Annotated in this window: 25 protein-coding genes; 16 read left to right on the top strand and 9 right to left on the bottom strand. The window is 62.7% G+C overall.

The genetic code is table 11. From position 1 onward, the window contains the following. Positions 1-67: 67 nt before the first annotated feature. On the bottom strand, positions 68-1207 hold the full coding sequence (locus tag GKR99_10025; protein ID NKB27862.1) for an FAD-dependent oxidoreductase: 1140 nt from the start codon (positions 1205-1207) through the stop codon (positions 68-70). 23 nt (positions 1208-1230) lie between these two features. Between GKR99_10025 and GKR99_10020 the strand changes: the two genes are divergently transcribed. Continuing rightward, positions 1231-2175 (top strand): dihydrodipicolinate synthase family protein, encoded by a 945-nt coding sequence (locus GKR99_10020; protein ID NKB27861.1) that lies wholly within the window; start codon positions 1231-1233, stop codon positions 2173-2175. Between the two features lie 128 nt (positions 2176-2303). On the opposite strand, the gene GKR99_10015 is transcribed toward GKR99_10020, so the two are convergent. The 3 genes from GKR99_10015 to GKR99_10005 all read right to left on the bottom strand — a co-directional run bounded on the left by GKR99_10015 (position 2304) and on the right by GKR99_10005 (position 4473). After that, the gene (locus GKR99_10015; protein ID NKB27860.1) at positions 2304-2447 is read right to left on the bottom strand and encodes a hypothetical protein; all 144 of its coding nucleotides are present in this window, start codon (positions 2445-2447) and stop codon (positions 2304-2306) included. 148 nt (positions 2448-2595) lie between these two features. Beyond that, on the bottom strand, positions 2596-3369 hold the full coding sequence (locus tag GKR99_10010; protein ID NKB27859.1) for an SDR family oxidoreductase: 774 nt from the start codon (positions 3367-3369) through the stop codon (positions 2596-2598). A 3-nt stretch (positions 3370-3372) separates the two neighbouring features. Further along, complete coding sequence (locus GKR99_10005; GenBank protein NKB27858.1) at positions 3373-4473, bottom strand: oxidoreductase; 1101 nt, start codon at positions 4471-4473, stop codon at positions 3373-3375. A gap of 113 nt (positions 4474-4586) precedes the next feature. Between GKR99_10005 and GKR99_10000 the strand changes: the two genes are divergently transcribed. Further along, positions 4587-5426 (top strand): TIM barrel protein, encoded by an 840-nt coding sequence (locus GKR99_10000; protein NKB27857.1) that lies wholly within the window; start codon positions 4587-4589, stop codon positions 5424-5426. A 432-nt stretch (positions 5427-5858) separates the two neighbouring features. Here GKR99_10000 and GKR99_09995 read toward each other — a convergent pair whose 3' ends face one another. Next, positions 5859-6689 (bottom strand): SDR family oxidoreductase, encoded by an 831-nt coding sequence (locus GKR99_09995; protein ID NKB27856.1) that lies wholly within the window; start codon positions 6687-6689, stop codon positions 5859-5861. Here GKR99_09995 and GKR99_09990 point away from each other — a divergent pair. From GKR99_09990 to GKR99_09975, 4 genes are read left to right on the top strand one after another with little or no spacing between them, the layout of a single operon-like run. Next, positions 6689-7657, top strand: a complete 969-nt coding sequence (locus GKR99_09990; protein ID NKB27855.1) for a 3-hydroxyacyl-CoA dehydrogenase — start codon at positions 6689-6691, stop codon at positions 7655-7657. The two genes, GKR99_09995 and GKR99_09990, sit on opposite strands and share 1 nt — an antisense overlap. Further along, positions 7650-8231, top strand: a complete 582-nt coding sequence (locus GKR99_09985) for an FAD-dependent oxidoreductase (GenBank protein NKB27854.1) — start codon at positions 7650-7652, stop codon at positions 8229-8231. The genes GKR99_09990 and GKR99_09985 overlap by 8 nt, the downstream gene beginning before the upstream one ends. Then, positions 8044-9261 carry a hypothetical protein gene (locus tag GKR99_09980; protein NKB27853.1) on the top strand — a complete coding sequence of 406 codons (1218 nt, stop codon included), beginning with the start codon at positions 8044-8046 and terminating at the stop codon, positions 9259-9261. The genes GKR99_09985 and GKR99_09980 overlap by 188 nt, the downstream gene beginning before the upstream one ends. Beyond that, complete coding sequence (locus GKR99_09975) at positions 9248-10369, top strand: FAD-dependent oxidoreductase (GenBank protein ID NKB27852.1); 1122 nt, start codon at positions 9248-9250, stop codon at positions 10367-10369. Before GKR99_09980 ends, GKR99_09975 begins: the two co-directional genes overlap by 14 nt. A 264-nt stretch (positions 10370-10633) precedes the next feature. On the opposite strand, the gene GKR99_09970 is transcribed toward GKR99_09975, so the two are convergent. Then, positions 10634-11437 carry a helix-turn-helix domain-containing protein gene (locus GKR99_09970; GenBank protein ID NKB27851.1) on the bottom strand — a complete coding sequence of 268 codons (804 nt, stop codon included), beginning with the start codon at positions 11435-11437 and terminating at the stop codon, positions 10634-10636. 226 nt (positions 11438-11663) lie between these two features. Here GKR99_09970 and GKR99_09965 point away from each other — a divergent pair, with 226 nt between their 5' ends. The 9 genes from GKR99_09965 to GKR99_09925 all read left to right on the top strand — a co-directional run bounded on the left by GKR99_09965 (position 11664) and on the right by GKR99_09925 (position 20602). Then, complete coding sequence (locus GKR99_09965; protein NKB27850.1) at positions 11664-13016, top strand: extracellular solute-binding protein; 1353 nt, start codon at positions 11664-11666, stop codon at positions 13014-13016. 65 nt (positions 13017-13081) lie between these two features. Continuing rightward, positions 13082-13606 carry a hypothetical protein gene (locus tag GKR99_09960; protein NKB27849.1) on the top strand — a complete coding sequence of 175 codons (525 nt, stop codon included), beginning with the start codon at positions 13082-13084 and terminating at the stop codon, positions 13604-13606. Between the two features lie 9 nt (positions 13607-13615). Then, entirely contained in the window at positions 13616-13978 is a 363-nt protein-coding gene (locus GKR99_09955; protein NKB27848.1) for an ABC transporter permease subunit, read from the top strand. Then, on the top strand, positions 13975-14799 hold the full coding sequence (locus GKR99_09950) for an ABC transporter permease subunit (protein NKB27847.1): 825 nt from the start codon (positions 13975-13977) through the stop codon (positions 14797-14799). The genes GKR99_09955 and GKR99_09950 overlap by 4 nt, the downstream gene beginning before the upstream one ends. Positions 14800-14802: 3 nt before the next feature. Next, positions 14803-16830: an ATP-binding cassette domain-containing protein gene (locus GKR99_09945; protein NKB27846.1), complete on the top strand. Its 2028-nt coding sequence runs from the start codon at positions 14803-14805 to the stop codon at positions 16828-16830. A 25-nt stretch (positions 16831-16855) separates the two neighbouring features. After that, complete coding sequence (locus GKR99_09940) at positions 16856-17638, top strand: SDR family oxidoreductase (GenBank protein NKB27845.1); 783 nt, start codon at positions 16856-16858, stop codon at positions 17636-17638. Next, positions 17638-18339 (top strand): SDR family NAD(P)-dependent oxidoreductase, encoded by a 702-nt coding sequence (locus GKR99_09935; GenBank protein NKB27844.1) that lies wholly within the window; start codon positions 17638-17640, stop codon positions 18337-18339. Before GKR99_09940 ends, GKR99_09935 begins: the two co-directional genes overlap by 1 nt. Then, positions 18336-19715 carry an aminotransferase class III-fold pyridoxal phosphate-dependent enzyme gene (locus GKR99_09930; protein NKB27843.1) on the top strand — a complete coding sequence of 460 codons (1380 nt, stop codon included), beginning with the start codon at positions 18336-18338 and terminating at the stop codon, positions 19713-19715. The genes GKR99_09935 and GKR99_09930 overlap by 4 nt, the downstream gene beginning before the upstream one ends. After that, positions 19712-20602 carry a polysaccharide deacetylase family protein gene (locus tag GKR99_09925; GenBank protein ID NKB27842.1) on the top strand — a complete coding sequence of 297 codons (891 nt, stop codon included), beginning with the start codon at positions 19712-19714 and terminating at the stop codon, positions 20600-20602. The genes GKR99_09930 and GKR99_09925 overlap by 4 nt, the downstream gene beginning before the upstream one ends. A gap of 36 nt (positions 20603-20638) precedes the next feature. Here the strand turns inward: GKR99_09925 and GKR99_09920 are convergent, their stop codons facing one another. The 3 genes from GKR99_09920 to GKR99_09910 form a co-directional block, all read right to left on the bottom strand. Next, entirely contained in the window at positions 20639-20956 is a 318-nt protein-coding gene (locus tag GKR99_09920; protein ID NKB27841.1) for a Rieske 2Fe-2S domain-containing protein, read from the bottom strand. A 4-nt stretch (positions 20957-20960) separates the two neighbouring features. Next, entirely contained in the window at positions 20961-21911 is a 951-nt protein-coding gene (locus tag GKR99_09915; protein NKB27840.1) for a fatty acid desaturase, read from the bottom strand. Positions 21912-22076: 165 nt separating this feature from the next. Then, entirely contained in the window at positions 22077-23162 is a 1086-nt protein-coding gene (locus tag GKR99_09910) for a hypothetical protein (GenBank protein NKB27839.1), read from the bottom strand. Between the two features lie 97 nt (positions 23163-23259). Between GKR99_09910 and GKR99_09905 the strand changes: the two genes are divergently transcribed. Beyond that, positions 23260-24189: a LysR family transcriptional regulator gene (locus GKR99_09905; protein ID NKB27838.1), complete on the top strand. Its 930-nt coding sequence runs from the start codon at positions 23260-23262 to the stop codon at positions 24187-24189. Positions 24190-24227: the final 38 nt, after the last annotated feature.

Genomic DNA, 24227 nt, shown 5'->3' with positions numbered 1-24227 from the left:
GGCGATGGACCGACCTGAGCTTTTCAATGGCGGACAAGCCAAACGAAGGGATGTGAATTCGCTGACCTCAATCCGCCAGCACCGAAACCCCCGCCAACGCCACCGACGGCTTCCTCCCCAGCACCAGATCGGCCGCAACACGTCCGGTCATCGGGCCGCCGGTGAAGCCGACCCAGGGCAGCAACGCGAGGTAGTAGCCGGGGACGCCGGGGGCCTCACCTATAATGGGTCGCCAGTCGTCGGTGCCGTTCACCCAGGCCGTCCAACTGCGCAGGGCGCGGGCGCGGCCCATTGCGGGGACGACATGGGCGGCCACGCCCATGTTGGCGGCGAAATTCGCCGGGTTGTTGGCCAGCCCACCACCCGCGCGTTCCCGCGCCGCCCAGCCGCCGCCGATGATACAACCGCCATTCGGGGCCTGTTTCAGCGACAGTTTTCCGGCAGCGGAATAGACAAGGTGCGGGATGATCGGGGCAACAGGCTCGGTCACGGTGACTTGCAGCGGAAAGCCTTTGAGGTCGATCTGCAAGCCGACCATCGCAGCGACCTCTGCCGCCGAAGCGCCTGCTGTGTTGACCACACGGCCTGCGCGGATCGTGCCGCGCGTGGTGGTCACGTCGAAGCCGCTGCGCAGAACCTCGATCCCGGTCACGCGGGTGTTGCGCCGGATTTCGGCCCCAGTTCGGACCGCCGCCGCCGCCATGGCGGGCGTGGCGCGCAGGGGGTTGGCCTTGCCCTCATGCGCGCAGAAACCGCCGCCGATGGCCTTGCCGGACAGGTAGGGCGCGATGCGCAACAATTCCTCCCGCCCGAGGGTTTCGGTGATCACGCCGACGCTGGCCTCGATCTTTGCCTTGGCGCGGATCAGGTCCATCTGCGCCTCGGTCTGGGCGACGATGACACCGCCTGCGACTTTGACGTCCAGATCCTCGCCCAGCGCGCTGGACAGGCCCTGCCACAGGTCGATGGACCCGGCCAGAAACCGCAAAGTCGGCGCATACGCCCGCGCCCAGTCTTCGCCATAGCCGACGAATTCGGCAAATTGCAGTTGCAGGTGCAGCGATCCGGCGTTCGCGCCCGAAGCCTGCGCGCCAAGGTCGCCCGCTTCGACCAGCGTGACGCCGACGCCCTCACCAGCCAGATACCACGCGGTCATCAGCCCGGCGATGCCGCCGCCGATGATCAGAACATCTGTTTCGCCCCTCATCGCCCGCTCCAAAGGACAGCCCCATGATTAACAACGGCAGCTATACCGTCACCATCACCCCCTTCACACCCGGCGGTAGCGAAATTGATTATGAGGCGTGGCAGGGCTTCCTCGACTGGCAGGTCGAGGCGGGCGTGCCGGGGATCATCATTCTGGGCACGACGGGGGAATTCCTAACGATCAGCGATGCGGAGCGCACCGCATTCGTGGACGCAACGGTGAAATACGTGGCCGGGCGCATGAAGGTGATGGTCGGCACGATGAACGCCTATACGCCAAACGCCGTGCGCTATTCTGCCGAGGCTGAGGCCTTGGGCGCGGATGGCCTGATGATCATTCCGCCCTATTACTACACCCCGACCGAGGATGAGATTTTCGAATATTACCGGGCGATCTGTGGCGGCTGTGACCTGCCGATCATGCTTTACAACAACCCGTTCACGTCCCGTGTGGATATGTCGGCCAAGCTGGTCGGGCGGCTTACGAAATCCTTCGCGCAGATCCGCTACATCAAGGAAGCCAGCCAGCGGATCGAGCGTATTCATGCGATCATCGTTGAAAGCGACGGGCTGATGAACGTCTGGGCCGGGCAGCAGATTTTGGAGAGTTTCAAGATGGGCGCGGTCGGATACGTGAACCCCTATGGCAATTACATCCCGCGCGCCTCGGTCAAGTTCGTCGATTGGGCGATGGAGGGGCGCTGGGATGACGTCTGGGCGGTGCAGAGCATCATTCAAAAGTTCGATGCGATCATCACCGAAGGGCATCCGCTTTATGGGCATCAATGCTATTCAAAGGCGCTGGCTGCGGCGGCGGGGCATCCGGTGGGCGACGTGCGCGCGCCGATCACCACGTTCGAAAGCCTCGGGGACGAGGGGCGCGAACGGGTGGCGCGGATGGTGCCGCTGATGGAGAAACTCGACACAGTGGTGGACACGATTGAGGGGCGCAAAGCGGCGGCGGAATAAGTCTGCGCTGTAACGGCAGTGCGGCTGGCCGATTGTGTTGAAAAACTCCGTTTTAGGGCCTGAACGATGATTTTTCTTTCCATGCAGCCCGATCCTAAATTTTTGGCGCGGGGGTCGGCCCAAATCGCCTACATGCGCTCACGCGCAGCCATGCGCTGTCTCGTGGTCAAAGCTTTCCGACTATTTCGCTTCATAGGTTTTCGCAAGAAATCCGCGACGCTCTGATTTCGGAGTTTTTCAACACAATCGGCCGAAAGCGGACGCCCACACAAAGCAACGCATCATGTGCTGAGGGCTGCGCCGACCCAGTGGGGCGGGTCGGCGCAGCCCGGCGGTGCCGCCGGGCGAAAGTGCCGATGCCGGGGTGGTTCAAGGAAAAACGTAAATGCGTAGGTCTGCCCGGCGCATCTGGCAAGATTCTCACCTGATATAGGCCGCGCCGTTGACGTCGATGGTGGCCCCGCTCAGGTGGCGCGCGCGGGATTCTGCCAGGAACGCGGCAAGCTCTCCTATGTCGGACGGCGGCACCCATTCGCCCATGGGCAGGGTTGCGGTGACGGCCTCGACCCCGCCGGTTTTTGCAGCGCTGTTGACGGACATCTGCGTGTCGACCACGCCGGGCGAGATAACGTAGGCGAGGATGCCTTGCACGGCATAGTTGCGCGCCACGGTTTTGGTTGCGGCCACGATGGCGGCCTTGGAGGACGCATAGACAATCGCGCCGGGGTTTGCGGTGCCCCGGCTGGCCGCCCAGCTTCCGATGGTGATGACAGCGCCTTGATGGTTCGCATCCAGCCAATCGGTCACCGCGTGACGCATCAGCCGCGCCGGGGCGTGGACGTTGACGGCCATCGCCTCGGCCCAGACACGATCCCATTCCTCAACAGGGTCCGCGATGCCCCCCGATTGGCGCATGATCCCTGCGTTGTTGACCAGAACGTCGATCTGGCCGCCTGCAGCGTCGCGCGCTTCGGCCCACAGACGATCAACCGCGTCCATATCCGAAAAATCGGCTTGCAGAAGTGTCGCCTGACCGGGTGTTCCGCCAGCCGTCGCCGCCTCGGCCCCGGCGCGGTCGCCGCCGTAATGTGCGATCAGACGCGCGCCTGCCGCGATCATCGAGGTCGCAATCGCCGCGCCGATGCCTTTGGACGCTCCGGTCAGCAGGACAGTTTTGCCAGTTAGGTCAGTCATCAGTCATTTCCGTGTCACGAAGGGTTTCGCGCGCAGTGCAGGGTTGCAGCGTGCGTGGGGCGCGGGCAGCGTGATCTCTTCGCCCAAGGCCACCGCCGCCTTCCAGGCCCAGCGCGGATCCCACAGCATGCCGCGCGCCATAGCGATCATATCGGCCTGCCCGGTGAACAGGATCGTTTCGGCCTGCAACGATTCGGTAATCTGGCCGACGGCCATTGTGGGGATGTCAGCTTTGCGGCGGATCGTCGCGCACATCTCGACCTGATAGCCGGGGCCGACGGTGATCTTCTGACGCTGATCCAATCCGCCGCTGGTGACGTGGATCATGTCGCAGCCCAGCGCCTTCAGTTCCCGGCAAAGCGTGACCGATTGTGGAATGTCCCAGGCGCCTTCGATCCAGTCGGTGGCTGACAGGCGGACCGTAACCGGTTTGTCGGCTGGAAAGGCGTCACGAACAGCCTGAAAAACCTCCAACGGATAGCGCATGCGGTTTTCGAGCGATCCGCCGTAGGCATCGCCGCGCCGGTTGGTGATCGGGGACAGGAACTGGTGCAGCAGATAGCCATGCGCGACGTGGAGTTCGACCAGATCGAAGCCTGCGCGATCTGCCCGCTGCGCTGCCTGCACGAAGGCGGCTTTGACACGCTCCAGCGCCGCCGCGTCCATCGCGACTGGCGGGGGCCAGCCGGGCAGATATTCGACGGCGGAGGGTGCCTCGGGTTCCCAGGCCCCTGCGCCTTCGATCAGGCCGCCGCCTTCCCAGGGGGCGACGGTGCTTCCCTTGCGCCCGGCGTGGTTCAGCTGGATACCGACGCGGCCGTCGCCGACCGATTTCATGAAGGCAACGATGCGGGCAAAGGCAGCTTCGGTCGCGTCATCATAAAGGCCGGTGCAGCCCAGTGTGATGCGGCCCTGCGGTTCAACTCCGGTCGCCTCGGCGATGATCAGACCGGGGCCGGATTGGGCAAAGCTGCCCAAATGCGCCAGATGCCAGTCGCCGACGACGCCATCGGTGGCCGAATACTGGCACATCGGCGCGACCGTGATCCGGTTCTGCACACGAAGGCTGCGCATTTCAAATGGCGAAAACAACCTGCTGCCCAAGGCGCTGCCCCTTCACATTCCGTTTGAACCGCAAATTTCGTGCGGTATACTAACATTTGTGCGTAGATTGAACATGTCGCGCACAACCTGACAAGTCGAAAGGACATTCAGCAATGACCAAACTGGACGTGGCAGTAAGTACATTCCCGTTCCTGTATTCCCACGATGGGCTGGGGGCGATGAAGCACCTGCAAGACCTGGGCTATGACATATTCGAGCTGATGATCTTTCCGCCCCATTGCTGGCCGCGCGAGCTGACGGCGGCGGCCAGGAAGGACTATAAGGCCTGGCTGGATGGTGAGGGGGTGAAAATATCCTCGTTCTGCTACCCGCTGCTGGACAACAATCCCAACGGCGTCGACAAGCTGATGCGCGACTATACGCTGGACCGGTATCGTGAGGCGATTGATTTCGCGGCTGAGCTGGATTGCCCCTATGTCGTGGCGATCCCGGGGCCGGTGAACAGCCTGATCAACCCGCCGCACGACTGGATGCTGAACTGGTTTGTCGAAGGGATGCAGGCGCTGGTGGCGCATTGCGAGGGAACCGGCGTGCAGATGTTGCTGGAAAACGTGCCGTTCACCTATTTGCCAACCGTGCAGGACATGATCGACACCGCCGCGTTGATCGGGCCAGAGGTTGCGGTGAATTACGACGTCTGCAACGGCGCGTTTATCAAGGAAGACCCGGGCGATGCGATCCGCCTGCTGGGGGACCTGTGCAAGAACGTCCATATCTCGGTTTCCGGCTACGACGATTTCAAGCATGAAAAACTGGGGACCGGCATTGTCGAACCCGGCCCGGTGGCCAAGGCGTTGAACGATATCGGATACGACGGCGTGACGGTTTTGGAGATCATCACCGACGCCCTGCAACCCGGCGCGGATCCGGATGGGGATATCAAGGCCAGCCACGACATTCTGGCTGAAGCGGGTTGGGCTGGGCGCGGTTAATTCGGAGGTCTGATCATTCGCCGGCCCGGATGCAGCTTAGGCAAGCACTGATTCCGTTTCAGTAGCGAGTGAGCCGGGCGAGCGCCTGTCTGCGGGGAGGCGCTGGAACGCTTGTGAAGGGCAATTTATCGTGCAGCGTTATTTCTGACCTAAAGCAGTTCGCGTTTAACCTGAATCAGAGTTCTCCGCCTCTCAATCGGCAAATTGCTGATTTAGAACGCGATTTCTGATATGCGATGTCTCAAGTAAAACGCGAACCGCTATAAGCGTGTTACGATACGTCGCAGGAGCGCCTGCCCGGGGTGCAGACAGGCGCTCGCCCGGCGCCCTTCGGGCTTGATTCCGGGCAGTAGAGGAAGATTTGGCAAACACCGCGCAATACTCATTTGTGCGTGAGCGATTTAGCACTTCGGTTTGCCGCGCAGCAGCCGTCTACCCCAACCCTGCCTCAACCGGAAACACCGACCCGGTCATGCCCGCTGACGCATCCGACGCCAAAAAATGCGCCACATTGGCGACATCTTCAGCCGTCGCCAACCTGCCCAGCGCGGTTTCTGCCGCCAGCGCGCCGAGAGCCTCGTCAGGCGGAAGCCCACCCTCGGCGTGGCGCGCCTCAACCCGCCCGACCAAGGCCTCGGTCGCAATCGCGCCGGGGGCCAGCGCGTTGACCCGGATGCCGCGTGCGCCCAGATCCAGCGCCGCGGCGCGCATGATGCCGATCACCGCGTGTTTGGACGCGGAATAAAGCACCTGTTTCGGATGCGGCCTGTAGCCGTTGATCGAGGCCATGATGATCGCCGAGCCGTTGCCGGAAGCCTCCAATGCCGCCGTAAATGCGCCCAGCGTTGCAGCCACGCCCCAGACGTTCACCGCCATGACATGCTGCCATTCGTCCCGGTCCAACCGATCCACACCGCGCCAGGGCGGCACCAGCCCGGCGTTGGCGACGAGGATATCGACACGGCCCAGCCTGTCCGCCAAGGATTCCATCTCTGCCTGTGCCCCGGGCGCGGCGAGGTCGCACGCTGTGCCTGCCCACCCCTCGGGCAACCCCGTCAGCGCCGCGGGCAGATCGACGATGGTGATCTTGGCGCCTGACGCGGCCAGCCGCGTGGCAATGGCGCGGCCAAGACCCCTTGCGCCCCCGGTGACGACGGCGTGGCGGCCTGCTAAGTCCTGTGCGGGTGTCATATTGCGCGTGTCCATTCGTGTGGTTACTGATTGCCTGACAGTATGCGTACTTTTGTGCGCCATGCGAACCATTGCAAGCGAAAGGTCGGGACTTGATTGCCGATGATCCTCAGCAAATTGTGATTTTGGGCGCCGGTTTTATCGGTGTCTCGTTTGCGGCGTGTTTTTTGGATGCCGGATGGCGGGTAACGCTGAGCGATCCTGACGCCGGTGGCCGACATGACGCCCCCGCAGGGCTGGCCGCGCAGAAGCAGGCCATCGAATTGGCCGGTCTTTTGCACGGAAATGATGGCCCGGTTGAGGTTGTGGCGGGCGCAGATGACCAGTTGGGCGCAGCCGATCTGGTGCTGGAATGCGGGCCAGAGCGGTTGGAGACCAAGCAAGCCATTTTCGCGGACCTGCTGGCGCGCACCGGTCCTGACGCGATCCTGGCCACGGCCTCCTCAGCGATCCCGATGTCGCGGATCCTGCCTGATCCAGCGCAGCAGGCGCGCTGTCTGGTGGCGCATCCGGTGAACCCGCCGGCGGTGCTGCGGCTGATCGAACTGGCCCCGGCCCCCGGCACCCTGCCGGACACCACGCGGCGGGCGGCGGCGCTGTTCAAAACCGCCGGATTTGTCAGCGTCACCCTGGGGCATGAGGTTGAGGGCTTCGTGATGAACCGCCTGCAAGGCGCTGTATTGCGCGAGGCGTATCGTCTGGTGGACGAGGGCGTGGCAGATGTGGCCGGGATCGACCGCGTGATGCGCGGCGCATTGGGGCCACGCTGGGCACTGTCTGGTCCGTTTGAGACGGCCGAACTCAACACGCCCGGCGGTATCCGCGCCCACGCGGACCGGATGGGTCCAGCTTACAAACGCATGGGCGAAGGGCGCGGCGAAACCGTCGATTGGAACGACGCCCTGGTTACCAAGGTCGAGGCTGAGCGGCGCGCGATCTGCGCCGCAGAGGCCCTGCCCGCCCGCGCCCGCTGGCGGGCCGAGGCTGTGGCGCGGCTGGTGGCGGTACGGGACAGGTTGCTGGGGGCTGCTGATGGCTGAGGGTGGCTTTACCTTCGATGAAAAACCCATCGCGACCCGCCCCGGACAGTCCATCGCGGCGGCGTTGACCGAAGCCGGTATTCGCGCATTTCGCGCAACAGCCAAGGACGCGCGGCGCGGGATGTTCTGCGGCATGGGGGTCTGTCAGGACTGCCTTGTCACCGTCGATGGAACGCCGAATGTGCGCGCCTGTTTGACAACGGCGACGGACGGCTTGCGGGTGGAAACGCAGGTCGCGTTCCCCTCGCTGGACGCGGCGGCGGCGAACAAGGCCCCCGCCCCGGCGCGCATTATGGAGCCTGAGGTTCTGGTGATCGGCGGCGGTGCCGGTGGGCTGTCAGCCGCAATCTCGGCGCGCCAGGCGGGGGCGTCTGTGGTTGTGCTGGATGAGCGCAAAGTGCCCGGCGGGCAGTATTTCAAGCAATCGGCGGATGGCGCGGGACAGTGGCGCGGACATCCTCGGCGGGGTCGAGGTTTGGGGTGCCTTCGATGGCCCGCTGATCCTGGCGGAACAGGCAGGTGCCGCGCTGGTCCTGCGCCCGAAAACCCTGATCGTGGCGACAGGCACATATGAGCGTCCCTGCATGGTTCCCGGATGGACTCTGCCGTGCGTAATGACCACCGGGGCCGCGCAGACGCTGTGGCGCAGTTATCGCAGCCTTGCGGGGAAGCGTGTGGCGATCTGCGGAACCGGGCCGCTGAACCTGCAGGTCGCGCAGGAGTTGTCGGCAGGTGGCGCGAAGGTTGTCATGGTGGCTGAGGCTGGACGATATCCCCTGCACCTGCCTTGGGCGGCGTTGAATATGGCGGTTGCCAATCCGTGGCTGACCCATAAGGGCCTTGGAATGATGGCAGCGCTCCGCCGGTCGATGGTACCAATATTTTATCGTGCCCGGCTAATGCAGGTCGCGGAGCACAATGGACGCCTGCTTGCAAATTTTAAGCACGGCGATGGTACCACTGAGGTCATCGTCGACGCGCTTTGCATGAACGAGGGGTTCGAGCCGCAGAATGAAATCCTGCGGCTGCTGGGTGCCGAGATGACCTATGATCCGGCCTTCGGGCATTTGCGTTGCACCCGGGATGACCGGATGGAAACCTCGGTTTCCGGCCTTTATGCCGTGGGCGATTGCGCCGGTTTGGGCGGCGCCCCGGCGGCGATGGCCGAGGGGCGGATTGCCGGGCGGGCGGCTGCGGCGGCTTTGGGGCATGGCGCGGGCAGCCGCTCCTCAGATCTGCGCGCGTTGCGTCGCCATCGCCGGTTTCAGCATTGGTTGTGGCAGCTTTATGAACCAGCTCCACGCGGCCATGCCGACACGCCGGATGACACGATCCTGTGCCGGTGTGAGGAGATCAGTTTTGGCGCAGCGCGCGCGGGCCTGACCGAAGCGCCGGGGCATATGGGCACGCTTAAGCGCGCCACGCGGGTCGGGATGGGACGCTGTCAGGGGCGGTATTGCGGCCCCGTCGCGGCGCGGCTGGTGGCAGCGGCGACGGGCGCGCCGATTGACGACCGTAGTTATTTCGCACCGCGCGTTCCGATCAAACCTGTCAGCATCGCCGCGATCCTTGCCGCGCAAGAGGCGTTGGATGGCGCCGACTGACGTTCTGGTCATCGGCGGCGGGATCGTCGGGCAGATCAGCGCGATCAGGCTGGCCGAAGCAGGCGCGCGGGTGACGCTGGTCGATGCTGCGGTGAATGCCGGATCCACCGCCAATGCGGGCAGTCTGCATGTGCAGATGCAAAGCCGGTTCATGCGGCTTTACCCCGATCAGGTGCCGAATATCGAAGCTTCGCTGCCCTTCTACAAGGCTGCGGCGGACGAATGGGTGGCACTGGATGCGGAACTCGGACCGTTCGAACTAGTACGCAAAGGCGGGCTGATGCTGGCCGAAAGTGCCGACCAGATGCGGTTTCTGGAAGGCAAATCGCGGCGTGAGGTGGCCAAGGGGCTGCGGGTGGACCTGCTGGACCGTGCAGCACTGGACCGGATCGCGCCGTGGCTGGGGCCGCAAATCGTCGGCGCAGAGCTGTGCCATGATGAGGGGAAGCTGAACCCGCTGGTCGCGAATGCGCGCCTTGGCGCCAGGGCGCGCGCGCTGGGGGTATCGCTGGTTCAGGACTGGATCGCCGGGCTGGAGGTATCCGCGTCAGGCATCGTGGCGGTAGGAGAGCGGGTGACCTATCGCGCCGATCGGGTGGTCATCGCGGCGGCCTGGGGGGCGGGCGCGCTGGTGCCGGAAGCGCGCATACCGACGCGGCAGGAACCACTGCATATGAATATCACCGAGGCGGCCAGCGCCCAGATCAGCCACCTTGTACAGCATGCCGAACGCTCGATCACGTTGAAGCAGTTTTCCAGTGGTCAGATCGTGATCGGTGGCGGTTGGGAGGCGTGCAGCGAGGGTGAGCGCGTGGTGCCGAGGGTGCAGGCGGATTCGTTGCTGGGTAACGTGGCGCTGGCAGGGCGGCTGGCGCCCGCGATTGGCGGGCTCAGGGTGATCCGGACTTGGGCGGGGATGAACACGACTGTGGACGGCGCATCGGTGATCGGCCCGCTGCCGAGGACCGAGCGGGTGGTGATGGCGGTGCCCGGCGACGCAGGCTACACGCTGGGGCCGCTGGTGGCGCAGATGGCAGCGGTTTGTGTGACAGGGGCGGCGCAGCGCCACGATCTGGCGCAGTTCAGCCCGGTGCGATTTTTGAAGTGAGCCCAAAAAGCGCCTAACTGAATATCTGAAACGCTATTGTAATTTGCTGCGCCCGCTGCGCGCCAAAGGCGCAGGGCGCGCGCCGGACCGGCCCCACCGGTCAGGCGCTGGTCAGAGCCACGCGCATACAATCGAGTTGACGGCCGAAACTGACGAATAAATCATGCCAATATCCCAGTGCAGAGCCAGCCCGCCGGTCCGGCGCGCGCCCTGCTAAGGATTGGCGTTCTGTCTGGCGACAGGGCTGTTCCGACAGATACGCCGCTAATGCTTCAGCGCCTGCGATATCTTCGACACCGTTGCCAGCAGTTTCGGCAGGATCAGCTGTTCCATCTCGACCACGGTCATCCGCAGGGTCGGCACTGCGACGTTGATCGCGCCGACCAGCCCTCCGGCGCTATTGCGCAGCGGGACGGCGATGGACATCAGGCCGACCTCAAGCTCTTGATTGACAAGGGACCAGCCCTGGTCGCGCACACGCTCAAGCTCGGCGCCGAAGGCGACGCGGTCGGTGATCGTGTGGTCGGTCAACTTGGTCAGCGGAATGTTCTGCAACATTCCGGGCCAGTTTTCCGCCGGTTGGGCGGCCAGCAATACGCGGCCATTGGCGGTTGCATGTGCCGCATAGCGCGCCCCGACCGAGATGCCGACGCTGATCACTCGGTGGTATTGGGCGCCACCCACATAGACCACGTCGAAATTGTCCAGAACCGCGGCCGAGACCGATTCCCGGATATCTTCGGACAGGTCGTCAATGAAGGGTCGCGCGATATCCCAGGCGCCTTTGGACGACAGGACGGAATAGCCAAGTTCCAGCACCTGCGGGGTCAGGTCGAACAGCTTGCCGTCCGCAACGGCATAGCCTTCCTGCACCAGTGTCAGCAGGATGCGCCGCGCCCCGGCGCGTGTGTTGCCGGTTTCGGCGGCCACCTGCGACAGGGTCATCTTGCTTCTGGTGCGATTGAAGGCGCGCAAAACCTCTAGCCCGCGCGCCAGAGAGCTGACGTAGTCGCGCGGGTTCAGCCCGCCTGCCTCGCCCTCGGCATTCTTATCGGGAGAGGCCGTCATCAACCCGGATCGCGGCGCCGTGGTGGCCGAATCGGCCCCGGCTTTTTTGTGATCTTGCAGCGTTTTCTCGGCCATAGGTTCACTCCCTGATCGTCGCGCCGGTTCGCAATCACGTTTTGCGGTGCAAGTACAGTCTTTCCGATACGCAGATTCCCAAAATACGGTCTTGCGCGACTCGGTGATATGGGTGTTATATCGCACAAGAGTGCGCTATGTGAACATTTCAATGCCAGGGAGGCGAAAAATGAACCACTCATCCAACCGCAGAAACGGTCTGACACGCCGCACAGCCCTTAAGGGATTTGCCGCAACGTCGGCATTGGCCGCCGCACCGATGCGGGCCGCCGCACAGGAAACCACGCTGCGCTGGTGGTCACCGCAAAGCGCGCCGGCGCAGGTCGCCGCTTATGAGACCCAGATCGCGAATTTCGAAGCCGCGAACCCCGGCATCAAGGTCATGTTCGAAACCACATCGGACGAAGGCTATGCCCCGCAACTGGCGGCTGCGTTTTCTTCGGGTGAGGTGCCCGATATCGTCACGCACCTGCCGTCATTTGCGATCCAGACCTATTATTCCAACGGGCTGGTTGAGCCTTTCAACGATGTGATCGAGGCCATCGGCGCGGATGATTACTTCCCCGGTGCAAATGACGTGTTCAAAGCCGCTGACGGCAACTTCGTGGGCACTGGCATCGGTAATTCGGCGGCCAATATGTGCTGGCTGAGGACCGACCTGATGGCTGAGGCGGGCATCGACAAGGCCCCGGAAACCTGGGACGAGCTGCGCGCGGCCTGTCAGGCGATGCAAAAGGGCGGCATCTTTGGTGCGCCGCTGCCCTATGGCCGCAACTCGATGACCTCGCTGATCTTCATTGGCGTGATCCATCAGGCGGGCGGTCAGGTGTTCGACACCGATCTGAACGTGGCACTGGACACGCAAGCCACCCGCGATGCGCTGGAGTTCTATGCCTCGATGCGCGAGCTTTGCCCGCCGGGGGCGACAAACTACAGCTGGGGCGAAGCGATCACCGCCTTCGTCAGCGGTGCGACCGCCACCGGCATTTATACGGGCCGCGTGCTGGGCAACACCAACGCGCAGAATCCCGGTATCGCCGACAGCATCACCTGCGTGCGCTATCCGCGCCTGTCGACGGATATCGCGCCCTGGACGTTCAACGATTTCCCGAGTGTCTTCATCCCGAAACAGTCGCCGAATATCGACGCGGCCAAGGCTTTCGCGGCCTCGCTGTTTGATCCCGAAGGCTATATCCAGCAGTTTCACGCGGCCCCGGGCCACGTTCTGCCGGTGTTGCAGTCGATCAACAACAACCCGGACTATCAGGCCAACGAGATCATCCAGAAATACCCGGATGAGGTTGAATTGATGGCCGAATCTGCCGCCGGTGGGTTCAACCTGGGGTATGAATCCGCCGATCACCCGTCGAACGACAAAGCGGGTGAGATTGTCGGATCCGGTGCCATCGCCGACCTGGTTCAGCGCGTTGTGCTGAACGGCGAAGACGCCGACGCCGTGATTGGTGACACCGTTGCCACCATCGAAGGCATCATGAAGGGCTAACGCCCTTTTTGTCGGGGCCGCTTGGGAGTTCTCCCCCCGCTGCGGCCCCGCTATACCGAGACCCTATGACCCAGCAAAAACAAACCCTGCTCGAACGCCGGTACTCCATGCTGGGCCTGATGCTGATCGCGCCCACGGTGTTGGTGTTCTGCGCGGTCATTGTTTACACGCTGATATCGGCGATCTATCTGTCGATGTTCAAGATCTTCACGCCGACGCTGGAAGGCGGCTGGGTGGGGTTCGACAATTACCGCACGTTGCTGGCGAAGGGCGAATTCTGGACCAGCCTGCGCACCAATCTGATCTGGACGGTCGGCACCCTCAGCCTGCAGATCATCTTTGGCGTTGGCATGGCGCTGGTGCTGCATCAGAACATCTGGTTTCGCAGCCTTGCCCGATCACTGATCCTGTTCCCTTATTTCATCTCGACCGTTGTTGCCGTGCTGGTCTGGAAATGGCTGTTCAATGACCTTTACGGCATCCTGAACCACCTGATGATGACCGCCGGTCTGATCGACTGGCCGCTGGATTTCCTGGGTTCGATGCCCAATGCGCTGATCTCGGTCGTGTTGGTGGGGGCTTGGAAATAATTCCCCTTCGTGGTGATCGCAGTGCTGGCGCGGCTGCAAAGCATCCCGGATCAATTGTACGAAGCGGCGCGCATTGACGGCGCTGGCCCGATCGCGCGGTTCTTCGATGTGACCCTGCCGCAATTGCGCGAGGTTCTGGTGGTCATCATCATGCTGCGCGCAATCTGGGATTTCAAAGAATTCGACCTGATCTTCCTGATGACCGGCGGCGGGCCCGTCACCTCGACCCAGACGCTGCCGTTGCTGGTTTATAAAGAGGCATTCGCGCTGAACCAGATGGGCATGGCGTCGGCCTATGCCGTGATCATGATGCTGATCATGCTGGTGTTCATGATCCTTTATATCCGCCGCACGCGGAGTGATGACGCATGAAGCTGCGCAGTATCCTGTTCAACATATTCGCCTGGTCCATCGTTCTGATGGTGGCTTTCCCCTTGGTCTGGATGCTGGTCACCTCGGTCAAGCCCCAGTCCGAGCTGTTCAGCCGCCCGCCCACCATCCTGCCCGAAACCTGGACGTTCGAGCATTACTGGAAACTGCTGAGCGAGACGAATTTTCTGCGCTATTTCCGCAATTCGGTGCTTTTGTCCACGGCAACCACCGTGGTGGTCGTCAGCATTGCCACCGTGGGCGCTTACAGCCTTGTCCGCTTCCCCTATCGCGGGCGCGAGACTTTGGCGTTTCTGGTGCTGTTCACCTATCTGCTGCCTTCCGTCGTGTTGATCCTGCCGCTTTATCTGATGCTGGTGCAACTGGGGCTGTCGAACACTATCACCTCGCTTGTGATCGCTTACACCACCTTCGCGCTGCCCTATGCCCTGTGGTTGCTGCGATCCTTTATGGCGGGCATTCCGGAGGACCTGGAGTCCGCCGCACTGGTGGACGGGGCCTCGCGCCTTGGGGCGTTCAAAGACATCATCCTGCCGCAGCTTTTGCCGGGCATCATCTCGACCGCGCTGTTCACCTTTATCCTGTCGTGGAACGAATACCTCTATGCGTTGGTTCTGGTAAATTCGGACTCGGCGCGGCCCCTGACAACCGGGGTGATGAACATGCTGATCTCGTCCTTCAATATCGAGTGGTCGTTGCTGATGGCGGCCTCGGTTATGATGAGTGTTCCGCTGATCATCGTCTTCGCCTTCCTGCAAAGCTATCTGACCCGCGGCTTCGGTGCGGGCGGGGTGAAAGGATAGGCTATGGCCGATGTGTCCCTGACCAATGTGAACAAGAAATTCGGTGATTTCACCGCAGTGGATGATCTGAATCTTGAAATTCAACAGGGGGAGTTCGTGTCCCTGCTGGGCCCGTCCGGCTGCGGCAAAACCACAACCTTGCGTATGCTTGCGGGGCTGGAGTTTCCGACCTCGGGCGAGATTCGGATCGGTGACCGGGTGGTCAATGACGTTGCGCCGGGGCAGCGCGACATCGCGATGGTGTTCCAGTCCTACGCGCTTTATCCGCATATGTCCGTTGGCCAGAACATCGCCTATCCGCTGAAGAAACGCGGTGTGCCCAAGGCCGAGCGTGGGCCGATGGTCGCCAAAACCGCCGAGTTATTACATCTGACAGAACTACTGAGTCGCAAGCCAAAGCAGTTGTCAGGTGGCCAGCAGCAGCGTGTCGCCCTGGGCCGGGCGCTGGTGCGTGACCCCAAGGTGTTCCTGCTGGATGAACCGCTATCGAACCTCGACGCCAAGCTGCGCGGGTACATGCGGGCCGAGCTGGTGGAACTGCACGCCCGGCTGGGGCGCACGATGGTTTATGTGACCCATGATCAGCTTGAGGCGATGACCATGTCGGATCGCATCGCCATCATGGAGGGCGGCAAGTTGCAGCAGTTTGCGCCGCCACAGGAAGTCTACCGGGAACCGGCAAATCGCTTCGTGGCGGGCTTTATCGGAACGCCGGGGATGAACCTTGTCGATGGCGACCTCAGCCAGTCGGGCGGCAAGTGGCAATTCGATGCCCCGGGCCTGTCGATTGAGGCGCGCAACCTGGGGGGCGCGGCAAGCGCGGGCGCGGCCTGCCTGGGCATTCGGCCCGAGGGGATCACGCTGGGCAGTGGGCCGCTCAGCGGTGTTGTGCAACTGGTTGAACAGACCGGGCATGAGAATATCGTCATCGTGAAGATCGCCGACGACCTGCGCCTGACGGGCCGTGCGCCTGCACAGAACATTTGGAAAACCGGCGAGGCCATTCAGTTCAGCATTGATCCCGACACAGCTCATTTCTTCGCCGCAGGGCCAACAGGCGCACGCCTGAACGCGCCGGGGGGGCGAACCGCATTTGAAGGAGGCCATATCGTGAACCGAGACTCCATCGACTGGGCCGGCGCAATGCCTGCCGTGACAACACCGTTTCACGCAGATCATACCATTGACGAAGCGGGATTTACCGCCAACATCGAACGCCTTTTCGACGCCGGTGCGACCGGCATGGTCGCGGCGGGCTGCACCGGCGAATTCTGGTCGCTGTCGTTCGAGGAACGCGCCCGGCTGGCGAAACTGGCCGTCGACACCTGCGCCGGACGCGGCCCCGCGATTATCGGCACCGGGGCGATTACCCCGTCCGAAGTGATCGATCAAATTCACGCCGCGAAAGAGGCCGGGGCCGACGGCGTTCTGGTCCTGCCGCCCTATTTCGCGCATCTGACCGAGGGCGAGTTGGTGGCGCATTTTGAAGCCGTAAGTGCGAAATCCGTGCTGCCCATCGTACTTTACAACATCCCCGGAAACGCGGGGAATGCGATTACGCCCCAGCGCGCCGACATCCTCGCCGACCTCGACAACGCGGTGGCGATCAAGGAAAGCAGTGGCGACTGGGGCAATTTTCAGGACACGCTGAACCGGGTTCAGGATCGTATCCGGGTGTTCTGCGGGCCATCCTCGATGTTCGGGGTTCCGGCAACTTTGGCTGGGGCGGACGGGCTGATCGACTGTTTCCCGAACGTCTGGGCGCCGGGGTGTTTTGACCTGTGGCATCTGACCAAAGCGGGCAAAATGGATCAGGCCTGGGCACTGCAACGCACCGGGATCGCCCTGACCGAGCTGTTCACCTCCGAGGGGCGCACGCTGTATCCGGCCACCAAGGCCGTGATGAACCACCTGGGGTTTCCCGGCGGCGGCACAATGCGCGCGCCTCTGCGCGACCTTGATGGGGCGGCGCTGGACGGGTTGCTTGGCGGTGTGAAACATCTGTTACCGGAACCGGCGAAGGTCGCCTGAAGCGCAATAACAAAGGAATGACGACATGGATCTGGGACTGAAGGGCAAACGCGCCGTGGTCAGCGCGGCAAGTCGCGGGCTGGGGCTTGCCACCGCACGCTCGCTTGCGGCCGAGGGCGTGCATGTCACGATGAACGCGCGCAGTGCGGACGCGCTGAATGTGGCCGCCGATCAGGTTCGTGCCGATTTCGGGGTCGAGGTCACGCCGGTTGCGACTGACTTCAACACCGCCGAAGGGCGCGCCGAAATCCTTGCCGCCGCGGGTCAGGTCGACATTCTGGTGAATAACCCCGGTGTCCGTCAGGTGCCGCAACCCTATGATCAGATCACGGCTGAGGATTGGCGCTATTGGCTAGAGGTTCACTTCCTTTCATCGGTCGAGATGATCCAGGCGGTCACTCCGGCGATGGTCGACCGCAAGTTCGGGCGCGTGGTCAACATGTCCGTCAGCTTCATCAAGTTCCCGCAGGTCGGTTTCGCCCACAGCCACGCGGCCCGTCTGGCACTGTCGGGCGCGACGGCGGCAATGACGCGCGAACTGATGCCCCATAACGTCACGATCAACACGGTCTGTCCGGGGCTGTTCGACACCGACGCGCTGCACACCAACCTGCACGGCCATGCCAAACGCGGCAACACCACCTATGAGGCGATCGTGCAGGACCGCAAAGACACCTGCCCCGCCGGGCGCTTTGCCGACCCGGCTGAGTGTGGCGATCTGATTGCCTATCTGTGCTCGGCGCAGGCCGGGTTCATGTCGGGCCAGAACATTGTCAATGACGGTGGCGTCTATCAGGGCCTGTTCTGATGGCACGCGTGGCGATGGTCTCGGGCGCCGGGCGCGGGCTTGGGGCGGCCATCGTCGACAAGCTGCTGGCCGAGGGCTGGCGCGTCTCACTTGGATTGCGGGATGTGGCACAGGCGGCGCGGTTCGACGCCCCGGCGGATCGCTTGCTGGCGAGGCATTTCGATGCCACGGAACCAGCAACCGCTGCCGTTTGGGTGGATGCCACCGTGGACCACTTCGGCCATCTCGACGCGCTGGTGAACAACGCAGGCATTCTGCGGATGGTGGATTTTGAACAGGGGGATGAGGGCGATCTGGATGACCTTTGGTCCGTCAACGTCAAGGCCCCCTTCCGGCTGATCAAATCCGCCCTGCCCCACCTGCGCACCAGCGGTCAGGGGCGGGTGATCAACATCGCCTCAACAGATGGGAAACGGTTCCGGCCCGGTACATCCGTGGGCTATTCGATGACCAAACACGCGCTGCTGGCGATGACCCAGGCGGTGCGTCATGCGGGGTGGGAGGATGGCGTGCGCGCAACCGCGCTCTGCCCAGGAGCCATCGACACGGACCTGATCGCCGATATCCCCGGCGTGACGCCCAAGGCCGACCGCCTGTCCCCCGATACCGTGGCGCAGATTGTTGCCTTCACTCTGGCCTTGCCCAATCAGGCCAGCGTGCCGGAATTCATCGCCAACACCCGGTTGGAGACACTCATATGAGCGATGCGGGGATCAACGACGAACTGGCCGCATGGGATCGCGACTGCCTGCTGCATCCGACAACCCACACCGCCCAGCACGCGCGCGGCGACGTGCCGGGGCGGATCATCACCGGGGGCGACGGGTGCTATGTCGAGGATCGCGACGGCAACCGGCTGCTCGATGGGTTCGCGGCCCTTTACTGTGTGAATGCGGGCTATGGGCGCAGGGAAATTGCCGATGCGATGGCCGAACAGGCGCATAAGCTGTCATTCTTCCACGCGTTCGCGGGCCATGGCAATGAACCCGCGATAACGCTGGCAAAGATGATCATGGATCGCGCGCCCGACCACATGGCGCGGGTGTATTTCGGGCTGTCAGGCTCGGACGCGAATGAGACGAACATTAAGCTGACCTGGCAGTACAACATCCTGCGCGGCAAGCCAGAAAAACGGAAGATCATCAGCCGGTGGCGCGGGTATCACGGCTCGGGGCTGGTATCCGGTTCTCTGACCGGGCTGGCGGGGTATCACGCGCGCTTTCACCTGCCGCTGGACGGGTTTCTGCACACCGACGCGCCGCATTACCTGCGCCGCCCGGACCCGAATATGAGTGAGGCGGACTTCGTTGCGCATCTGATCGCCCGGCTGGAAGCGATGATCGAGGCTGAGGGCGCCGACACCATCGCCGCCTTCATTGGCGAACCGATCATGGGCACCGGCGGGATCATTCCGCCGCCCGAAGGCTATTGGTCTGCCGTTCAGCAGGTTCTGGATCACCACGATATCCTGTTTATCGCCGATGAAGTCGTCACGGGGTTCGGGCGTCTGGGCACAATGTTCGGCAGCGAATTTTATGATCTGAAGCCGGATTTCATGACCATCGCCAAGGGGCTAACCTCGGCCTATGCGCCGCTGTCGGGGTCGATCATCTCAAACCGGGTCTTTGACGTGCTGGCACAGGGGACAGACGATCACGGGCCGCTGATGCACGGCTGGACCTATTCGGCGCACCCGGTCAGTGCCGCCGCCGGGGTCGCGACGCTGAAACTGGTCGATGACATGGGGTTGGTCGCGAATGCCGGTGCGGTTGGCCCCTATCTGCTGGACCGGCTGCGCGACGCCGTCGCAGACCACCCGAACGTGGCCGAGGTGCGCGGCGCGGGCCTGCTGGCCGCCGTGGAACTGATGGACGATCCCAAGGCCGGTGTTTGGGGTGACCCGATGACCACCGGCCCCGCCGTTGCCGCCGCAATGCTGAAGCGCTGCGTTATTGCGCGGGCCTTGCCCGAAGGGAACATCATCGGGTTTGCACCGCCGCTGTGCATCACGCGGGCCGAGGTGGACAGGCTGGTCAGTGCCTTCAGCGACGCCTTGAACGAAGTTCTGCCGCGATGACGGATCGGCCATGGGAATGGCCGGAGGATGACTGGCGCGGGGCTGTGAACCGGGTGCGCGCCGGCAAGGCCCTGAAACCGGAAAGCTGGCCGAATGGCGCGCGCTGCGCGCTTGCCCTGTCATTCGACTGTGACCACGAAACCTTCGAACTGGGCGCCGGGGGCCGTGCGATTGGTCGCCTGGCCTGGGGGGAATTCGGGCGCCGCACCGGGGTGCCGCGCGTGCTGGACGTGCTTCGCCGTCACGATGTCCCGGCCAGCTTTTTCGTACCAGCAGTCGCCGGGCTGATCGACCCCGACGCCCTGCGCCGGATCACCGATGCGGGGCACGAGGTCGGCGCTCATGGCTGGATTCACGAAAACACCTCGCTTCTGGATCGCGCGACCGAGCGGGATCTGATGATCCGCGCGCGTGATGCGCTGCACCAGATGACCGGCATCGAACCGGTCGGTCACCGCGCCGCAAACTGGGATCTGAGTGCGCATACGATTGAACTGGTCGCGGAATTGGGCTTCGCCTACGACAGCTCGATGATGGCGGACGACAGTTGTTACGAATTGCTAAGCGATGGCCAACCCACCGGCGTTGTCGAAATCCCTGTCGACTGGGTGCGCGATGACGCGGTCTATCTGCTGTTCAACCGCAACCCACCAACGCGCCCCTGGACCCCGCCCGAGGCGGTGTTTGACATATTAAGACGCGAGTTCGATGCCGCCTATGACGAAGGCGGCCAGTGCCAGCTGACGTTCCATCCGTTCGTGATCGGGTATCGGTCGCGGATATGGATCCTCGACAAGCTGATCGGGTACGCCAAGGCGCGCGGCGATGTGTGGTTTGCGACCCATGCAGCGCTTGCCGCGTGGGTCAACGAGCCGCTCAGGGGCTAGGACTGATTGGGGGGGGCGATCCGCAGGCGCGGCCCCTCACAGCCGTAGTTGCACCTTGCCGTTGTGGACCCGTGCCTGGAAAACGCGCATGTTGCGCGTGGCCGGGGCCGAGACGGGTTTGCCATCGCGCACGTCGAACGCCCCCTGATGCAGCGGGCATTCGATGACGTGACCGTCGAAGTAGCCGTCACACAGATCGGCACCGCCGTGATTGCACAGCGCCAGCGAGGCGTAGATGCCGCTGGGCGTGTCATAGATCGCCAGACTGCGCGGCCCGACATCAACCCGCGTGACCCAGTTCTTTTCCAGCGCGTCGACGTCAATCACATCGCGCCACGGTTTTTCTGCCGCCATCGGTTCACGCCCCGGAGTTATCGGGGCGGCGCAGGATCTGGCGCAGGATGTCGCGGTGGGCCGCCAGATAACCGCCGGGTTCCACGAAAATGTGGTCCTTCAGCTTTTCGTGCAGGCGCGGCAACGCATGATACGGCACCGAGGCGACATAGTGGTGTTCGGCGTGAAAGTTCATGTTCCAGCACAGAAATCGCCACGGGGCCGAGACGAGGTTGGTGCGCGTATTCTCGGACATCTGCGACACCGTCGGTCGTCCGACATGTTCGGTCATGCGGATAAAACGCATGACGGGTTCGCCCAGGATCAGCGGCACGATCCAATACCAGATCAAACCCGACCAGCCGGTCAGGATGCTGCCCAGAAGCAGCACGCCATAGACACTCAGCATCATGCGGGCATCGCGGAATACCGCTGCATGTTCGACCTTGGGGATGAAGCGCTTCTCGACCGCGTTCAGGTTGCCGGATGCGTGGCGAAAAACCTCGGTGAATTTGCCGCGCCAATAGGGGATGGCGGTCAGATACCACAGATATGCGCCAAGGCTTTGCGGCAGGGAAATCAGCTCGGGGTCGTCACCGGAGGTCTGGGTATAGGTGTGGTGATCGCAGTGCTCATATCGGAAAAAACGGTGCGGCAGGATGATGATCAACCCGCAGAGCTGGCCGACCAGATCGTTCAGCCAGCGGGTGCGGAATACCGTATGATGCACGCACTCATGCTGAAGCGAAAAATGGTGCACCAGTACCACGCCGTGAACAAACATGGCCGGCCAGATCAGCCAGCTGTTCCAGGCCAGGGTGATCAGCGTGGTGGTTGCTACCAGTACCAGCACCCAGATGGCCAGCCTGCGAAAGGCGGGCGCGTCCGAGCGTTGCATGAAGGATTTCAACTCTGCGCGGCTGAGCTTGCCTTCGGCCAAGGCCTGGGTCAGCGGCGTGACGATAGCGTCTGTCATGGGAAGGTCCGAATATTCTGCTGGCGCAGGTCTACATACGATCCTGTTCTGCCAGCGCCGGAGACGGGAGTGCTCCGCACCATGGGATCCGGTCGCCCCGGCCCCATTGGCGAATATTTAATCAACACACCGCGATTCGATCAAGCGAGCGATTGGTCGCAGACCTCAACTGGCCAGGCGCAGACCGATATTGTGGTCGGGATGTTCAAACAGCGCTGCCGCGCAAGGGTATTGGGCAAGGATGTCAGGCCCGTTCGGAAGGCGGTTGGCATGAAATTTTCCGTCCTCCCAAAAAACCGTACCGTCAATCTGAATACTGGGATCAAACACATTCCAACTGATCTCACCCGGTGCATAGGCGCCGCAAGTGTGGAAATGCAGGATGCGCGGGTTGCCAAAGGCCGACCCGCCCCAGCGTTCGTAATTCTCACGCATGTCCCAATGATACCCGCAGCCGGGGTGAATGCCCGCATGCCAGGAGTGCACAAAGTTCCGGTCGATGGAGAACATTGACGCGACGCGGTCATACTGCGCCTCGGCGCGGGCCGTGTCTGAGGGGGTTCCTTCGAACCCCTGCAATTGGCCGTTTTCCATCACCGCAAACACAGTCTGATCGAATTCGATGTTATAGTTGTCGTAATATTTCGATCCGGTGCCGGTCAGGAATGTCAGCGCCACGCGCCCGGAAAAACTGTGTCCCGGCACCGGGGTGAAAATCGACATCGGAAAGCGCAGGATCGAGGTATCGCCCCCAGCCCTCAGGTTCATTTCGGGCCGTCCACGCACGTCGGTCCCCAGCGGGCAGGTGATCCGAACGTCACGCGCGCCGGCAAGCACCGCGTTGACGTCGTCCTTGATCTGCATGAAGGCCGCGTGATGCCCGTTGGCGAAACCTGAGCCAAAAAGCTCTTGATTGACAGCAAAACTGACGATGATCTTCTTGCCCTGCGGCATCTCGGAAAATCGCAGCTGATCGCCCAGTCGGGCCAGGAACAGGATGATGTCCGCCGCTTCGAACCGCGACAACAGGTCTGGCGGCAGATGCGGGTTGGCGGCGTTGAAGCCGACATCGACCGCATCAACCTGCAACCCCATGGATTGCGCGGCCTGGACGACAACCTGCGCGGCAGAGGCGTCGAAATAGCCGAACTCGGGCGGTTCATAAGCGATCAGTAACCGGTCACCGCGTTGCGCCCCGGCACAGTTTTCAAGCAGATTGCGCGCGCCGCGCTCGGGCGTCATGTCCGTCATTGCCGCATGTGTCCCCCCGCAAACCTGAGCGAAATTACTGCAATGCGCCGCAATCTGGCATTTGAAAGTGTTAATGGCAGTCATTAGAGTGGCTAATATGTTGCTCAACCTGCCCTACTCGGCCCTGCGCGCGTTCGAAGCCGTTGTGCGCCATTCCGGTTTTTCGGCCGCCGCCAGCGAACTGGGCGTCAGCCAAAGCGCGGTCAGTCAGCACGTCAAGACGCTAGAGGAATGGCTGGGTCAGGATCTGCTTGTGCGCGGGGCACGCCAGTCACGCCCAACCCGCGAAGGTGCGCAGCTTGCGCAGGCAATATCGGAAGGGTTGGGGCGAATTTCGGACGTCTGCGGCCAATTGCGCGACCGCCAGCGTTCTGACCGGACGATCATGGTATCCTGCCTGCCGGGCTTTGCCTTTAACTGGTTGTTTCCACGGCTTTTACGCTTTGATCTTGCGCATCCCGAACTGTCCATTTCCATCGCCACGGATACCGGCACACAGCCGGCGTCGGGCACCGATGCCGATGTGGCGATCCGGTATGGCCGGGGTGACTATCCGGGGAATTCCGCCGAATTATTGATGGGCGAAAGCCTGTTTCCGGTCTGTGCGCCATCCCTTCTGCCGCAGCTCAGGACCATCGAGGATCTGGCCAGACATACCTTCCTTGAGGATGAGAATCTGCCCCAGGGTGCCGCCAGCCCGACGTGGGAATTCTGGGCCCGCGATCAGAAAATCACGTTGCCAAAGCCGCAGCGCACGCGGCGGTTTGGCCAATCCAACATGGTGGTTCAGGCCGCGATTGAGGGTGTTGGGGTGGCGATGGGGCGCGAACCGCTGGTGATTGATGCGCTGTGCGACGGGCGGCTGGTGCGGCCCTTTCCGCAGGTGACGAAATCGCTCTACAGTTATTGGCTGGCGCGCCCGGCCACGGGTCGCGGCGGTCAGAAGGTCTCGGTCTTTCTGGACTGGATCAAATCGGAAGTCGACGGACAGCCACAAATCCCACCCTGGGGGCCGCCGGGTGATTAGCCCCTCTAATGCGAGTTATTACAAATCCCGGATGGTGC

The organism is Paracoccaceae bacterium (assembly GCA_012103375.1).
Taxonomy (GTDB): Bacteria; Pseudomonadota; Alphaproteobacteria; order Rhodobacterales; family Rhodobacteraceae; genus WLWX01.
The sequence above is the reverse complement of the archived record's forward strand: the minus strand, read 5'-3'. Positions and strand labels throughout refer to the sequence as shown.